Origin of the sequence: Pseudomonas sp. MYb541 (assembly GCF_037479595.1) — a bacterium.
Classification (GTDB): domain Bacteria; phylum Pseudomonadota; class Gammaproteobacteria; order Pseudomonadales; family Pseudomonadaceae; genus Aquipseudomonas; species Aquipseudomonas canadensis.
This window is the reverse complement of record NZ_JBBGYS010000020.1, coordinates 31450-46962: the sequence shown is the minus strand read 5'-3', so window position 1 is coordinate 46962 and position 15513 is coordinate 31450. Positions and strand designations below refer to the sequence as shown.

Annotated in this window: 12 protein-coding genes and 4 pseudogenes; 8 read left to right on the top strand and 8 right to left on the bottom strand. The window is 60.8% G+C overall.

Features of this window, described 5'->3' with window-relative positions:
* Positions 1–315 precede the first annotated feature (315 nt).
* On the top strand, positions 316–2856 hold the full coding sequence (nirB, locus tag WH299_RS14290) for a nitrite reductase large subunit NirB (RefSeq protein ID WP_339550586.1): 2541 nt from the start codon (positions 316–318) through the stop codon (positions 2854–2856).
* The gene (nirD, locus tag WH299_RS14285; protein WP_122727345.1) at positions 2856–3218 is read left to right on the top strand and encodes a nitrite reductase small subunit NirD; all 363 of its coding nucleotides are present in this window, start codon (positions 2856–2858) and stop codon (positions 3216–3218) included. Before nirB ends, nirD begins: the two co-directional genes overlap by 1 nt.
* A gap of 52 nt (positions 3219–3270) precedes the next feature.
* On the opposite strand, the gene WH299_RS14280 is transcribed toward nirD, so the two are convergent.
* The gene (locus WH299_RS14280) at positions 3271–3768 is read right to left on the bottom strand and encodes a MarR family winged helix-turn-helix transcriptional regulator (RefSeq protein WP_038849624.1); all 498 of its coding nucleotides are present in this window, start codon (positions 3766–3768) and stop codon (positions 3271–3273) included.
* 50 nt (positions 3769–3818) lie between these two features.
* Here WH299_RS14280 and WH299_RS14275 point away from each other — a divergent pair, with 50 nt between their 5' ends.
* The 3 genes and pseudogenes from WH299_RS14275 (at position 3819) to WH299_RS14265 (ending at position 6069) form a co-directional block, all read left to right on the top strand.
* Positions 3819–5342, top strand: a complete 1524-nt coding sequence (locus WH299_RS14275) for an FAD-dependent oxidoreductase (RefSeq protein ID WP_339550584.1) — start codon at positions 3819–3821, stop codon at positions 5340–5342.
* Between the two features lie 37 nt (positions 5343–5379).
* The gene (locus WH299_RS14270; protein ID WP_339550583.1) at positions 5380–5823 is read left to right on the top strand and encodes an HIT family protein; all 444 of its coding nucleotides are present in this window, start codon (positions 5380–5382) and stop codon (positions 5821–5823) included.
* 16 nt (positions 5824–5839) lie between these two features.
* A pseudogene (locus WH299_RS14265) lies at positions 5840–6069 on the top strand (hypothetical protein).
* A 9-nt stretch (positions 6070–6078) separates the two neighbouring features.
* Here the strand turns inward: WH299_RS14265 and WH299_RS14260 are convergent.
* A complete protein-coding gene (locus tag WH299_RS14260; protein ID WP_339550582.1) occupies positions 6079–6639 on the bottom strand; it encodes a cysteine hydrolase family protein in 561 nt (186 codons plus the stop codon).
* 102 nt (positions 6640–6741) lie between these two features.
* Here WH299_RS14260 and WH299_RS14255 point away from each other — a divergent pair, with 102 nt between their 5' ends.
* Positions 6742–7263 (top strand): GNAT family N-acetyltransferase, encoded by a 522-nt coding sequence (locus WH299_RS14255; protein WP_323623778.1) that lies wholly within the window; start codon positions 6742–6744, stop codon positions 7261–7263.
* Here the strand turns inward: WH299_RS14255 and WH299_RS14250 are convergent.
* Positions 7217–7882 (bottom strand): TetR family transcriptional regulator, encoded by a 666-nt coding sequence (locus tag WH299_RS14250; RefSeq protein WP_126571495.1) that lies wholly within the window; start codon positions 7880–7882, stop codon positions 7217–7219. The genes WH299_RS14255 and WH299_RS14250 overlap by 47 nt on opposite strands.
* Before the next feature lie 111 nt (positions 7883–7993).
* Here WH299_RS14250 and WH299_RS14245 point away from each other — a divergent pair, with 111 nt between their 5' ends.
* A complete protein-coding gene (locus tag WH299_RS14245) occupies positions 7994–8650 on the top strand; it encodes an O-methyltransferase (RefSeq protein WP_339550580.1) in 657 nt (218 codons plus the stop codon).
* Positions 8651–8658: 8 nt separating this feature from the next.
* Here WH299_RS14245 and WH299_RS14240 read toward each other — a convergent pair.
* The 3 pseudogenes from WH299_RS14240 to WH299_RS29655 all read right to left on the bottom strand — a co-directional run.
* Positions 8659–8802: pseudogene (locus WH299_RS14240) on the bottom strand (LysE family translocator); the annotation flags it as partial.
* 85 nt (positions 8803–8887) lie between these two features.
* Positions 8888–9862 (bottom strand): annotated as a pseudogene (locus WH299_RS29660) (methyl-accepting chemotaxis protein); the annotation flags it as partial.
* Between the two features lie 318 nt (positions 9863–10180).
* Positions 10181–10453 (bottom strand): annotated as a pseudogene (locus tag WH299_RS29655) (PAS domain-containing protein); the annotation flags it as partial.
* Between the two features lie 162 nt (positions 10454–10615).
* On the opposite strand from WH299_RS29655, the gene WH299_RS14230 reads away from it, so the two are divergent.
* Positions 10616–12814, top strand: a complete 2199-nt coding sequence (locus tag WH299_RS14230; protein WP_339550576.1) for an OsmC domain/YcaO domain-containing protein — start codon at positions 10616–10618, stop codon at positions 12812–12814.
* A gap of 72 nt (positions 12815–12886) precedes the next feature.
* Here the strand turns inward: WH299_RS14230 and WH299_RS14225 are convergent, their stop codons facing one another.
* Together WH299_RS14225 and WH299_RS14220 are read right to left on the bottom strand one after the other, a co-directional pair.
* Complete coding sequence (locus WH299_RS14225; RefSeq protein ID WP_339499874.1) at positions 12887–14053, bottom strand: cystathionine gamma-synthase; 1167 nt, start codon at positions 14051–14053, stop codon at positions 12887–12889.
* Positions 14050–15426 carry a cystathionine beta-synthase gene (locus WH299_RS14220; protein WP_323623771.1) on the bottom strand — a complete coding sequence of 459 codons (1377 nt, stop codon included), beginning with the start codon at positions 15424–15426 and terminating at the stop codon, positions 14050–14052. The genes WH299_RS14225 and WH299_RS14220 overlap by 4 nt, the downstream gene beginning before the upstream one ends.
* Between the last annotated feature and the right edge of the window lie 87 nt (positions 15427–15513).

Sequence of the window (15513 nt, the reverse complement as noted above, 5' to 3'; positions counted from 1 at the left end):
TCATTCATGGCGAGTCATGCACTTTTATGACGCGAGATGCACCAGTTGTAGGCGCTGGAGGTGGTGCTTGGCATTGGCGGCTCACCTGTTGAGCCGTGAACACAGGCCTTGCATCCGCTTGGCACAGACCCTGCAAGCTCCCCCTCAACCCACTTCGGTCAACGACGATCGACACCAGGGGCAATAGCGGAGAATCCGGCGCAGTCGCCCGATCCGAACCCGCATAAGAACAGGCAAAGACGCCTGGAACCGCAAGGTTTCAGGCGTTTTTTTTTGCTTTTTTAAAACCGTGATGAGCTTTGTCGGGTGCTTACTATGAACCATCTCAAAACCTTGATCGTCGTCGGCAATGGCATGGTCGGCCACCACTGTGTGGCGCAATTGATCGAGCGCGGCGCGCTGGATCACTACCGTTTGCATGTGTTCAGCGAAGAGCCGATGCGCGCCTATGACCGGGTGCACCTGTCCGAGTATTTCACCGGCCGTGATGCGGAATCGTTGGCATTATCCGAAGCGTCGCTGTATCAGACGCCGGGCGTGACGCTTCACTTGGGCGTACCGGTGCTGGAGATCGACCGCGCCCGCTGCGAGGTGATCACCGCTGACGGCTGCGTCGCCTATGACAAGCTGGTGTTGGCCACCGGCTCCTATCCGTTTGTGCCGCCTATCGAAGGCGCCGAAGGCGATTCGCGGCTGGTGTATCGCACCCTTGAAGACCTGGACGCGATTCGCAAGGCCGCCGCCAATGCACGACGCGGCGTGGTGGTGGGCGGCGGCCTGTTGGGCCTGGAAGCCGCCAACGCCCTGAAAAGCCTCGGCCTTGAGGCCCATGTGGTGGAGTTCGCGCCGCGCTTGATGCCGGTGCAACTCGACGACTTTGGCGGCCTGGCACTCAAGGCGCAGATCGAACGGCTGGGCGTGGGCGTGCATTTGTCGCGCGCCACCCAATCCATCAGCGCGGGCGAGCAGTACCGCTACCGCATGAATTTTGCCAATGACGAGTTCCTTGAAACCGATCTGATCGTATTCTCCGCCGGTATCCGCGCCCAGGATGCGCTGGCCCGCCAGGCCGGCCTGGACATCGGCCCGCGTGGCGGTGTGGTGATCAATGACGAATGCCTGAGCATCGACCCGAACATCTACGCGATTGGCGAATGCGCGTCCTGGAACGGCAGCCTGTTCGGCCTGGTCGCGCCGGGCTATCAGATGGCCCGTGGAGTTGCCGCGCTGCTGTGCGCGCAAACCGCCGAGCCGTTTGTGGGTGCCGACATGTCGACCAAACTCAAGTTGCTCGGCGTCGACGTGGGCTCCATCGGCGACGCCCATGCCCACACGCCGGGCGCACGCAGCTACCAGTTCATCGACGAAGCCAGCGCCAGCTACCGGCGTCTGGTGGTGGATGCGTCGGGCAAACATGTGATCGGCGCGGTGTTGGTGGGCGACAACAGCTACTACGACACCCTGCTGCAATACATGCAGAACAGCATCGCGCTGCCGTCCGAGCCGGCCAGCCTGATCCTGCCGTCGTCCAGCGGCGCACCGACCCTCGGCCCCGGCGCGCTGCCGGAATCGGCCACCGTCTGCTCCTGCCACAACGTGACCAAGGGCGCGATCTGCTCGGCCATCGACGGCGGCTGCAGCGACCTCGGCCTGCTCAAAGCCCAGACCAACGCCTGCACCGGTTGCGGCGGCTGCGCCGGTTTGCTGAAGCAGGTGTTCGAACATGAACTGATCGCCCGTGGCGTCAGCGTCGACAAGAGCCTGTGCGAACACTTCGCCTACACCCGGCAGGAGTTGTACGCGCTGGTGCGCGTGGAAGGCATCCTCACCTTTGACGAACTGCTGGCCAAACACGGCCGTGGTCACACCGGCTGCGATGTGTGCAAGCCGGCGGTGGGCTCGATCCTGGCGTCGTGCTGGAACCAGCCGATCATGGATGCGTCCCTGGTGCCGTTGCAGGACACCAACGATACGTTCATGGCCAACATGCAGAAAAACGGCACCTACTCGGTGGTGCCGCGTATTCCAGGCGGCGAAATCACCGCGGATAAACTCATCGTGATCGGCGAGGTCGCGAAGAAATATGACCTCTATACCAAAATCACCGGCGGCCAGCGCATCGACCTGTTTGGTGCACAACTGCACGAACTGCCGGATATCTGGAGCGAACTGATCGCCGCCGGGTTTGAAACCGGGCACGCCTACGGCAAATCCACGCGTACGGTGAAGTCCTGCGTGGGCAGCACCTGGTGCCGTTACGGCGTGCAGGACAGCGTGAAAATGGCGCTGTTGATCGAGGACCGTTACAAGGGCCTGCGCTCGCCGCACAAGCTCAAATTCGCAGTGTCCGGCTGTACCCGCGAATGCGCTGAAGCCCAGAGCAAAGACGTGGGCGTGATCGCCACCGAGAAGGGCTGGAACCTCTACATCGCCGGCAACGGCGGCATGCGCCCACGCCATGCGGAGCTGTTCGCCACCGATCTGGATGACGCCACGCTGATCCGCTACATCGACCGCTTCCTGATGTTCTACATCCGCACCGCCGACAAGCTGCAACGCACCTCGGTCTGGCGCGAAAGCCTCGAAGGCGGCCTGGATTTCCTCAAGGACGTGATCCTGCACGACAGCCTGGGCCTCGGCGCAGAGCTGGAAGCGCAGATGCAACTGGTGGTCGACCGCTACGAATGCGAATGGGCCAACGCCCTCGCAGACCCGGAAAAACTCAAGCGCTTCCGCACCTTCGTCAACGACAAACGCCCCGACCCGGACATCCACTTCGTCCAGGAGCGCGGCCAACGCCGGCCGATCATGGCCGCCGAACTCAACCTGATTCCCGTCACCGAGGAGATTGCCTGATGAGCCAAGCCAACCCGCAACGCAACCTGGCCACCTGGAAAGGTGTGTGCAGCGAGACCGACCTGGTGAGCAATTCCGGCGTAGTGGTGTGGCTGGACGGCGCGCAAGTGGCGCTGTTCTACCTGCCGGGTGCGCAGGACCAGACGCTGTTCGCCATCGACAACCATGACCCGGAATCCGGCGCGAATGTGATCGGACGCGGCTTGATCGGCAGCATCAAGGGTGACTTGGTGGTGGCGGCGCCGATCTACAAGCAGCATTACCGGCTCGAGGATGGGCAGTGCCTGGAGGCGCCTGATCAGAGGCTGCGGGTATGGCCGGTGCGGTTGAACGCTGGGGTGGTGGAATTGGCATTGGATTGATGCTGTGTGGCAAGCGGGCTTGCCCCGCTTGCCACAGGAAACGTGCATGGCCTTAGGAAATGCCCTTCGTCGCACGCACCGAGTCATCCTTGATATCCTCGGCAAACTTGCGCATCAGCCGCACCAGATTGTCGAAGTCGCCTTCATCCCAGGTGGAGAAGATCGACACACCGATCCTCTCCCGCGCGTCGTCGACGCGGTCAGTCATGGCTTTGCCTTTCTCGGTAATCACCGACTCGCGTACGCGGCGGTCGACTGCGCTTGCCTGGCGCAGAACCAAGCCCAGGCTTTCCAGCTTCGCCACCTGCCGGCTCACGGTGGTGTAGTCACGGCCCACGCGGTCAGCCAGTTCGACCACGCCGATCGGACCCAACCTTTCCACCAGCACCAGCAGCGGAAACAGGGCGCGATCCAGTGAAATCCCAGCTTCGCGCACCATCGCTTCGTCGCGCTGCGGGCGGTTCATCACCCCCACAATCTCAACCAATGAACCATGCAGGTCACGCAGTTGGGCGGATATATGTGCGTTTTGCACATTTTTAATTGACACGGTGTTCGCCTCTCTTAATATGTGCGTATTGCACATATAGGTGATCCAGTATGAAAGCGCAATTCGCTGTCGATGTACTGATTTGCGGTGCCGGTGCCGCCGGCCTGACCTTGGCGATCGACCTGGCGAGAAGGGGTATCACTTTTCGGCTGATCGAAAAAAATGCGCATCCCTTCCAGGGTTCGCGTGGCAAAGGTATCCAGCCAAGGTCTCAGGAAGTGTTCGAAGACCTGGGGATTCTCGACCGTCTGATGGCAGTGGGTGGAGTCTATCCGACTGACCGGCGCTACCGCGACGATGGCAGCTACAGCGAAGCAGAATTCACAGAATCCAAGGCGTCGACGCCCGCCGAGCCTTATCGACAACCGTTGATGGTGCCGCAGTTTTTGACCGAGCGCGTGATGCGCGAACGTCTGCTTGAGTGGGGACATCAGCCTGAATTTGCTTGTGAATTAGTGGGGTTCGAGCAGGACGGCAACGCAGTCACCGCACGGCTGATCGGCAACGCAGGTGAAGAACACATCCGTGTGCGTTGGTTGGTGGGCGCTGATGGGGGGCGCAGTTTTGTTCGACATGCCCTGGATATCGGCTTTCCCGGCAAGACCCTTGGCGTACGCGCTTTGGTGGCGGATGTCGAACTCAGCGGCCTCACGCGTGATGCCTGGCACCGTTTTGGTGACGGCGATCTGCAGCGCCAGATTGCGATATGCCCCTTGGCCGGCACCGAGCTGTTCCAGATTCAGGGGCCGATTCCCGCGGATCTTGACGTCGATTTCAGTGCCGAGGGGCTCACCGCAATCATCGCCCATCGCACCGGTCGCGCCGATATCCGGGTGCACGCGGTGTCTTGGTCGTCGGCCTACACCATGAATGCCCGCCTGGCGGATCAATACCGCGTGGGGAGGGTGCTGCTGGTGGGGGACGCCGCCCATATCCATCCACCCACCGGCGGCCAGGGCCTGAATACCAGCGTGCAGGACGCTTACAACCTGGGCTGGAAGCTGGCGGCGGTAGTACAGGGGGCACCTGATGATTTACTGGATACCTATGAAGCGGAGCGTCGGCCTGTCGCCGCTTGCGTGCTTGGTTTGTCCACCCAACTGCTGGGTGAGATGAAGAACGGCGAACTGCGTCGGGGCAGGGAAGTGCATCAGTTGGATATTGCCTATCCAGAGTCCTCGCTGGCGTTGAAGAGCCCCGTGCGTAACGGCGTTGCAGCGGGCGACCGGGCGCCGGACGCGCCGGTCCGAGGTGCCGCTGGGCAGGCGTTGCGGCTGTTCCATCTGTTCAAGGGAACACACTGGACGGTGCTCGGTTATGGCGTAGCGTGCGGGGTGGTGCCTGCTCGGCCGGGCGTGCATGTCCATATAGTTGGACCTGAGGGTGATGTGCTCGACGACCAGGGCTACGTTGAACATGCCTACGGACTGGCGATGGGCGAGTGGGTGCTGGTGCGGCCTGATGGGTATATCGGGGCGATGGGGTCGTCAGCGAATACCGATGTCCTGGACGCTTACCTTCAGCAGGTTATGCCGTGTGCGCAAGGTGAATGGCAGTGCTTGAAATCGCGTTAAGATGCCGCCTGGACTTCAGGTTGATCAAGGATTTTGCATGGCGCTTATCACCGAACGTGTAGCACAGGCCCGTAACAGCACCAACGACAAGGTTATATGCCGCATGGCCTCGGGCTGGGCGGTCATGGGTGATGTACAGTTTCTCCCTGGTTACTGCCTGCTGCTGCCTGACCCGGTCGTTGCCAGCCTGAACGACCTGGACACCGAAGCCCGCACTGCCTACCTGCTGGACATGGCCCGCCTCGGCGATGCGGTGTTGCAGGCCACCGGTGCGTTGCGCATGAACTACGAGATCCTGGGCAATTCCGAGCCGGAGCTGCATTGCCATCTCTTCCCGCGCTATGCCTCGGAACCGGACGACAAACGCACGATGCCGGCGTGGTTTTATGACTGGAAAAACGCACAGCCGTATGCGGAGGTCGACCACGGGGAGATGCGCAAGACGATTGCGCGATTATTGGAAGCGACGACATCGACCTAAGGATGGGACGGATTCAATGCGCGAACGAAAGGCGTCACGCCTGCTGGTGATCAACCCCTCCCAGGAGGTGCTTCTGTTCAGGTTCGTCCATAAAGACGGACCATTGGCCGGGCAAATGAGACTCAGGTCATGGCGGATCATCGTTGGTGGTCTGCCAATGCGCTGCGCTCTACCGAAGAGACCGTCTGGCCGCAATCACTGATCGATATGCTTGTGAAAGAGGGCGTGTTTCAACCCGCTACCTGACCGTCGTGGTCAACAATGAACCAGGATTTTGTCGGTCTCCATCACGGCGGCATAGTCCATCGCCAGGTTGCTCAGTGAGAGCGCATGCACATCTTCCGCGGGCCACAGGCGCCCGGACAAATCGGTTTGGTCGAAGGTGTAGCACGCATCTGAAACCACCGTCACCGCAAAACCCAGGTTGCCGCCTGAGCGTGCCGTGGCCTCGACCGAGTTGTTGGTGATCACGCCAACGATCACCAGTTGCCGGATCCCGCGCGCGTGCAGCCAGCGTTCTAGCCCTGAGGCGACGAAGGCATCCGGAACGTTCTTTTCGGTCACATGCTCATGCGCCAACGGTTGCAGCGCGGGCTGGAATTCGCAGCCCGGCTGGCCCGGCCAGAACACCGAATCGGGCGAGCGGGACATGTGCCGGATGTGAACAACAGGGCGGTCGGATTGACGCCAGGCTGTCAGCAGACGCTGTATCTGCACTTCGGCGTCGGGGTTGTTGCGTCGCCCCTGCTTTGGTTGGTTCATGCCTTGCTGCATGTCGATGATCAGCAGTGCGGCGTTGATGGCTAACGATTGCATGGCACCTCCTTTTGCGGGCAGGGCTCGAAACATACCACGAGGGTAAACGGTCATGAAGGTTGGGTTTACTTGAAGGCCATTGACTGCATAAGGAATAGATCAATGATCCGCAAAGCGTTACCTGGCGACGCCAACGCCATCGCCCAGGTGCATATTCGCAGTTGGCAGGAAGCCTATCGTGACTTGATGCCTGCCGAGTTCTTGAATGGGCTGGATGCAACGCTGGCTCGGCGTGAATCCTTTTGGGTTCGCTCGATTGAGTCGGGCGAGTCCGACGTGTGGGTCGCGGAGTTGGATGGGCAAGTTGTCGGCTGGATATCGGTCGGTGCCAGTCGTGACGAAGAAGCGGCAGGGCAGAACGCGGGTGAGGTCATGGCTATCTACGTTTTAGCCAGGTATTGGCAAACAGGCGTCGGGCTGTCTTTGTGGAAGGCAGGCCTGCAGGTCTTGATGGAGCAGGGGTATGAGTGTTTGACGCTTTGGGTCTTGAGCCGTAATGAAAGAGCTATCCGGTTTTATCGCAGGATGGGCTGTGTCGAGGACGCGGGGAGTGAACGTAATCTTCAGAGGGGAGGTGTCACTCTGGAAGAAATGAGGTATCGGTTGCCCTTTGGACCAGGTTGAGCACATTCACATACGCACGAAACATTTCAGCCATCCCCTCGGCATAAACCGCGATTTCTTCAGCCGTTCGCGGACTGTTGGAGAACGCCTTCCCCACTGAACTGAGCGTGGTCAGGATCAAATCACTGGCCAACGTACGCGTGTCAACCGACACCTCAGGCAACAACTCCAGCATGAACCCCTTGAACGCCTGGCGTCCCGCCGCGCGCACCTCCAGGGCCTCCGGCGCATCACGATAGATCGGCGCCGCATCGTTCAGCGCCCCGCGCATTTGCGCTTCTTCGCATTCTGACTGGATAAAGGCGTGCACCACGCTACGCAAACGTTCCAGCGGCGTCTCGTCGTGGTTTTCCAGTATGCCGCGCAGCATCTGGGTGGTCTGCTGCCACTCATCACTCTGCAACCGAAACAGAATCGCCGCTTTGTTGGGGAAGTACTGGTACACCGACCCCACGCTCACGCCGGCTTTTTCCGCGACCCGTGCGGTGGTGAAACGGGTGGCGCCTTCCTTGGCCAAAACCTGAATAGCCGCTTGCAGAATCGCCGCCACCAACTCGGTGGAACGGGCCTGTTGCGGCTGTTTGCGCGTGGAAATACGTGGGGTCTGGCGGCTGGTCATACGGGGCTCCTGAAGCAGGGCTAATGCGAATAGCGAAGGATGCGAATGACTCGCATACTTTTAATGCGACGAATTAGTCGCATCTTAGTCCCAACTCACTGGAAATCAATTATGTCGAGCCTGACCACCGCGCCTCTGGCGCCCCTGATTGAACGTCTTTATGCCCAGGCCAATGCGGCCACCAGCCCGTTGGTGAACTCGGTATCCAAGGAAGAACGCGAACGGCTGATGCACAGCAAAACCGAATACGTGGCGCTGTATTCGATGCTCAAGGACCTGTGGCTGCCCGTGTCGCAGGACACCGGCAAGCTGCTCTACATGCTGGCGCGCAGCAACAAGGCGCGAGCGATTGTGGAGTTTGGCACTTCATTTGGGCTGTCGACCTTGTTCCTGGCTGCCGCGCTGCGTGACAACGGCGGCGGTGTGCTGATCGGCAGCGAATTCGAAGCCTCGAAGATCGCCCTGGCGCGCGAGCATTTCATCGAAGGCGGCGTGAGCGACCTGATCCACATTCGCGAAGGTGACGCGCTGGTGACCCTGGCCAGCGACTTGCCGGAGGTTGTCGATCTGTTGCTGCTGGACGGCGCCAAGACGCTGTATGGCGACGTGCTGAACCTGGTGGAAAACAACCTGCGTCCTGGCGCACTGGTAGTCGCGGACAACACCGATTATTGCCCTGAATACCTGGCCTACGTGCGCGCTCCGGAGAACGGCTACTTGTCGGTGCCGTTTACCGATGACATCGAACTTTCAATGCGCTTGGGCTAAGCGAGTATTCAGCGCTTGCTGAACGTCAGCCTTGCAGCGAACAACACAAAGATCATACCGGTGGTGCGGTCCATCCACTGGATGACCTTTTCGCGACGCAGGAAACCGGAAAGCGACTGCGTGGCGCCGATCAATATTAGAGACCACAGCAGATCGCCATTGGTGAGCAGGGCAAGCCCGCTCACCACAACAAGCCCGCTCACTACAGAAAGCGGGCTTGCCACTGTAAACGTAGGCTCAGCGATTGAACCGCTCAACCAACGCATATTGGGTGGACGCGTTGTTCGTCAGCTCCTTGCTCAGGTCCGTGGATTGATGGGCTTGTATCGACGTCTGGTCGGCCAGTTCGGCGATGGTGGTGATGTTGCGGCTGATTTCCTCGGCGACCGCGCTCTGTTCCTCGGTGGCGGCGGCGATCTGGGTGGTCATGTCAGTGATATGGGACACCGCTTCGCTGATGCCGACCAGCGCCTGGTCCGCCTCCAGCACCCAGGCCACACCTTCCTGGGCCTGGCGCTGGCCGTGTTCCATGCTTTGCACGGCATTGTTGGAGGACGCCTGCAGCTGGGTGATCAACCCATGGATCTGGGTGGTGGACTGGGACGTGCGTTGTGCCAGCTGCCGCACTTCGTCGGCCACCACGGCAAAACCACGGCCTTGCTCGCCGGCACGCGCCGCTTCGATGGCCGCGTTGAGGGCCAGCAGGTTGGTCTGGTCGGCAATGCCTTTGATCACGTCCACCACGCTGCCGATTTCGTCGCTGTCCTTGGCCAGTTGCGCCACGGTGGCGCCGGTTTCGCTGACCACCGCAGACAGGCGTTCGATCGCCTCACGGGTATCGCGTGCCACTTCGCGCCCGCGCCCGGTCAGGACGTTGGCTTGCTGGGTGGCGTCGGCGGTGCGTTGAACGTGGCTGGCGACTTCCTGGGTGGTGGCGGCCATCTGGTTGACGGCGGCCGAGACCTGTTCGGTTTCGACACGCTGGCGGTCCAGGCCTTTGGAGCTGGCGGTGGCCAACTGATCGGATTGCCCGGCCAGGGCGCTGAGTTGCTCGGCGCTGTCCTGCAAACGCGTCAGGCAGGTCTTCAGGCGCGCGTTTTGGCTGAGGAACGCGGTTTCCAAGCGTGCCTGGGGCCCGCTTGCATCGCTGTACATTTGTGCGATCAAGGCGTCCGAAGTCGAGGGTTCCACCCCCTGCAACAGGCGCAGTGTGCTGCCTTGGCGCACGCGCGAGCAAAGTACGCCCACTGGCACCGCGACAACGACGGCCACCGCAATCGCCAGCGGTGCACTGAGGAACAGGCCGGCGAGGCTGCCGGCCAATCCGGTGGCCACATACGGCACGCAACTGATCGCGGCAGGCAGCCAGGCATCCTGGCGTGGCACGCCCGGCTTACCCTGGCTGATGCGGCGGTAAAGGGCCTGAGCACGGCGGATCTCATCGGCAGTGGGTTTGACCCGCACCGATTCGAAACCCACCACCTTGCTGCCGTCGAAGATCGGCGTTACATAGGCGTTGACCCAATAATGATCGCCGTTTTTCGAGCGGTTCTTGACGATGCCCATCCAGGGCAGGCCTTGCTTGAGTGCACTCCACATGTGCGCAAACACGGCGGGGGGCACATCGGGGTGACGTACGATATTCTGCGGGGCGCCAATCAAGTCAGCGCGTTCAAAGCCGCTGATGTCCACAAAGGCGTCGTTGCAGTAAGTGATGACACCTCGGACATCCGTGGCGGAGATGAGTTTTTGCGAAGGCGCGAGGGAAATCTCACGCTGTGTTACGGGCTGGTTATTGCGCATTCCGACTACTCCCTGGTTGCCCTCAGTCCATCGGCGCCATGTGCGAAAAGGTTAATCCACATTGGCCAATTCGCCAGCCACTGGTCAAAAGCCTGAAACTTCCTGCCGAAAAACCTCATAATGGCGGCCATTTTTGTTTAGCCGTTATTCTGGTGTGCCCCCATGGAAATCAAGGTCAACTTTCTCGACAACCTCCGGCTTGAAGCCAAGTTCGACGACTTCACGGTGATTGCCGACCAGCCCATCCGCTATAAAGGCGATGGCTCGGCACCGGGGCCGTTCGATTACTTCCTGGCGTCGTCGGCGTTGTGCGCGGCGTACTTCGTGAAGTTGTATTGCCAGACGCGCAATATCCCCACTGAAAATATTCGTCTGTCGCAGAACAACATCGTCGACCCGGAAAACCGCTACAACCAGATCTTCAAGATCCAGGTCGAGCTGCCGGCCGACATTTGCGACAAAGACCGCCAAGGCATCCTGCGTTCCATCGACCGTTGCACGGTCAAGAAAGTGGTGCAGGCCGGGCCTGAGTTCGTCATCGAAGAAGTCGAAAACCTGGACGCCGATGCCCAGGCCTTGTTGATGCCCAACTCGACGTCAGAGGGTGGCACTTATATCGCCGGCAAAGACCTGCCGCTGGAACAGACCATTGCCAACATGTCCGGCATCCTGGCCGGCCTGGGCATGAAGATTGAAATCGCGTCGTGGCGCAATATCGTGCCCAACGTGTGGTCGCTGCATATCCGCGATGCACATTCGCCGATGTGCTTCACCAACGGTAAGGGCGCGACCAAAGAGGGCGCCTTGGCGTCGGCACTGGGCGAGTTCATCGAGCGGCTCAACTGCAACTTCTTCTATAACGATCAGTTCTGGGGTGAAGAACTGGCGAATGCGCCGTTCGTGCATTACCCGGATGAGCGCTGGTTCCAGCCTGGCCCCAACGACGAACTGCCAGGTGAAATCCTCGACGCCTACTGCCTGAAGGTCTACAACCGCGACGGTGAGCTGCGCGGTTCTCACCTGTTCGACACCAACTCCGGCAATGAAGAGCGCGGGATTGTGTCGCTGCCGTTCGTGCGCCAATCGGACGGTGAAGTGGTGTACTTCCCGTCCAACCTGATCGAAAACCTCTACCTCAGCAACGGCATGAGCGCCGGCAATACCTTGGCTGAAGCCCAGGTGCAGTGCCTGTCGGAGATCTTCGAGCGCGCCGTGAAGCGTGAAATTATCGAAGGCGAGTTCGCCTTGCCGGACGTGCCGGCCGAGGTGCTGGCCAAGTACCCAGGCATTCTCGCCGGTATCCAGGGCCTCGAAGCCCAAGGCTTCCCGGTGCTGGTGAAAGACGCGTCCCTTGGCGGTGAATTCCCGGTAATGTGCGTGACCCTGATGAACCCGCGCACGGGTGGCGTGTTCGCCTCGTTCGGCGCGCACCCAAGCCTGGAAGTGGCGCTGGAACGCAGTCTCACCGAACTGCTGCAAGGCCGCAGTTTCGAAGGCCTCAACGACTTGCCGCAGCCGACCTTCGAAGGTCAGGCGGTGACCGAGCCGAATAACTTCGTCGAGCACTTCATCGACTCCAGCGGAGTGGTGTCGTGGCGTTTCTTCAGTGCCCAATCGGATTACGAATTCGTCGAGTGGGACTTCTCAGGCGAAGGTGAGGATTCCAACGCCCAGGAAGCTGCGACCCTGTTCGGCATTCTAGAAGGCATGGGTAAAGAATCGTACATGGCCGTGTACGAACACCTTGGCGCCACCGCGTGCCGCATCCTGGTGCCGGACTACTCGGAAATCTACCCGGTGGACGACCTGATCTGGGACAACACCAACAAGGCGCTGTTTTTCCGCGAGGACATTCTCAACCTGCACCGCCTCAACGAGGAAGAGTTGCAAGCGTTGGTCGAGCGCCTGATCGAAAGCGAGCTGGATGACTACACCGATATCACCACGCTGATCGGCATCGAATTCGATGACAACACTGCCTGGGGTCAACTGACCATCCTGGAGTTGAAACTGCTGATCTTCCTGGCCTTGCAGCAATATGAAGAGGCCAAGGAGTGCGTGGAGATGTTCCTGCAGTACAACGACAACACCGCTGAACGTGGCCTGTTCTACCAGGCGATGAATGCGGTGCTGGAGATGGAATTGGACGATGACCTGGAACTGGCGGACTACGAAGCCAACTTCCGCCGCATGTTTGGTAATGAGCGGATGGATGCGGTGATCGGTTCGGTACAGGGCGATGTGCGCTTCTATGGTTTGACGCCGACCAGCATGAAGCTGGAAGGGTTGGATCGGCATTTGCGCTTGATCGACAGCTACAAGAAACTGCATGCGGCGCGTGCCAACGTCACCTCAGCCTGACACAACTTTCTGTGGGAACTGGCTTGCTGTGGTGAGTGGGCCGGTTCACCACGCAGGCCAAGCTAAACGACTTTAGATAAGTGCCAAGGCTTGCGCCAAATCCGCCCGCAGATCCTCCACATCCTCAACCCCCACCGACAAGCGTACCAACCCATCCCCAATCCCCAGCTGCGCCCGCGTTACCGCCGGGATGCTTGCATGGGTCATGATCGCCGGGTGTTCGATCAGGCTTTCCACGCCGCCAAGGCTTTCGGCCAGGGCGAAGATCTTGACGTTTTCCAGGAACCGCGTGGCGCCGGCCAGGTCGCTGTTCAGGTCAATCGAAATCATCCCGCCAAACCCACGCATCTGTTCGCGCGCCAGTTCATGCTGGGGATGGGACGTGAGGCCTGGGTAATAAACCCGTGCCACTTGCGGTTGCTGCTCCAGCCAGGTGGCGAGGTCCAGGGCGTTGCTGCAATGGCGTTCCATGCGCAGCGCCAGGGTTTTCACGCCGCGCAGGGTGAGGAACGCGTCGAAGGGCCCCGCGATGGCGCCGACCGAGTTTTGCAGGAAGCCCAGACGCTCAGCCAGTTCGGGGTTGTCGCCGACAATGGCGATGCCGCCGATCACATCGGAGTGGCCGTTGAGGTATTTGGTGGTGGAGTGCACCACAACATCAAAGCCCAGCTCCAGAGGACGCTGGATCCACGGGCTGGCGAAGGTGTTGTCGGCCACACAGATGATGCCGCGATCATGGCAGATACGTGCGATGGCGCTCAGGTCGGTCAGGCTCAGCAGCGGGTTGCTGGGGGTCTCGACCCAGACCATGCGCGTGTCGTCCTGCAGGCTCGCTTCAAACGCCGACAAATCGCTCAGGTCGACAAAACTGAAACGATGCCCGGCGCTGCGTTGGCGCACTTTATCGAATAGCCGGAAGGTGCCGCCGTACAGGTCATTGCCGGACACGATATGGGCGCCGGCATCCAGCAACTCCAAGACTGTCGAAATCGCCGCCAGCCCGGACGCGAAAGCAAACGCCTGGCGGCCGCCCTCCAGGTCGGCCACGCAGCGTTCCAGGGCAAACCGCGTGGGGTTGTGGGAGCGCCCGTAGTCGAAGCCTTTGTGCACGCCGGGGCTGTCTTGCAGGTAAGTAGAGTTGGCGTAGATCGGCGGCATCAGCGCGCCCGTGGTCGGGTCGGGGGACTGTCCAGCATGGATCACACGGGTGGCAAACGCGCTTTTATCGGACTGACTCATGCAAGGGATCTCCGAAGGTGGTTGAGCAGGTCGACGCGGGTGATCAGGCCGTGGAAGCCTGACGCGTCGGCAATGATGGCGACCAGGCCGCGATCCAGCTCCGCCTGCAGTTCTGCCAGGCTAGCGCTGGGGGCCAGGGTTTGCAGAGTGTCGGTCATAGCGCTGGAGACGATCATGGAAAAGTGCGTGGCGTCTTGATGCAGACCCAGCAGGATGTCGGATTCATCGATCACACCGACCAGTTTTTGACCGTCCACCAGCACTGGCAACTGCGAGACATCCGCCAGGCGCATGCGCTGGAAGGCGGTGAGCAGCGTGTCGTCGGGGCTTACGCTGATCACGCGGCCGTCTTCGAAGCGCCGCGCGATCAGGTCGCGCAGGTCGCCGTAGTGCTTGTAGTGCAGCAGGCCGGCGTCATTCATCCATTGGTCGTTGTAGACCTTTGACAGGTAACGGGTGCCGGTGTCACAGACAAAAGTCACCACGCGCTTGGGCTCGGTCTGTTCGCGGCAATAACGCAGGGCGGCAGCGAGCAGGGTGCCGGTGGAGGAACCGCCGAGAATGCCTTCGGCCTTGAGCAACTGCCGAGCATGGTCGAAACTTTCTTCGTCGCTGATCGAATAGGCTTGGCGCACGCTGGACAGGTCGGCAATCGATGGAATGAAGTCTTCGCCAATGCCTTCTACCGCCCAGGACCCCGGCGTTTCCATCTTGCCACTGCGGCTGTATTCGGCCATCACCGAGCCCACCGGGTCGGCCAGCACCATGGCCAGCTCGGGTTGCACGCGCTTGAAGAAGCGCGTCAGGCCGGTGAGGGTGCCGGCAGAGCCGACGCCGACGACGATCGCGTCGACATCATGCTGGGTCTGCGCCCAGATTTCCGGCGCGGTGCTGGTTTCATGGGCCAGGGGGTTGGCCGGGTTGTTGAATTGGTCAGCGAAGAACGAGCCCGGAATATCCTTGGCCAGGCGCGCGGCCACGTCCTGGTAATACTCGGGGTGGCCCTTGCCCACATCGGAGCGGGTGATGTGCACCTCGGCGCCCATGGCCTTGAGGTGCAGCACTTTTTCCGTGGACATCTTGTCGGGTACCACCAGTACTACCCGGTAGCCCTTGGCCCGACCGACCAGCGCCAGGCCCAGGCCGGTGTTGCCGGCGGTGGCTTCGATAATGGTGCCGCCGGGGCGCAAGCGGCCGTCGCGTTCGGCGGCGTCAATCATGGCCAGGCCGATGCGGTCCTTGATGGAACCACCGGGGTTCTGGGATTCAAGCTTGAGAAACAACGTGCAGGGGCCGGTATCGAACCGGCTGACCCGAACCAGCGGCGTGTTGCCGATCAGTTCGAGGACGGCGGGGCGGGAAAGCGTGGGCATGTCGTCACCTGAATACGAATGGGTTGGACAGCAAAAGGCAAAGCATGGGTTCGACGATAGGCCGGGATCGGTCCGGTCGCAACGGAC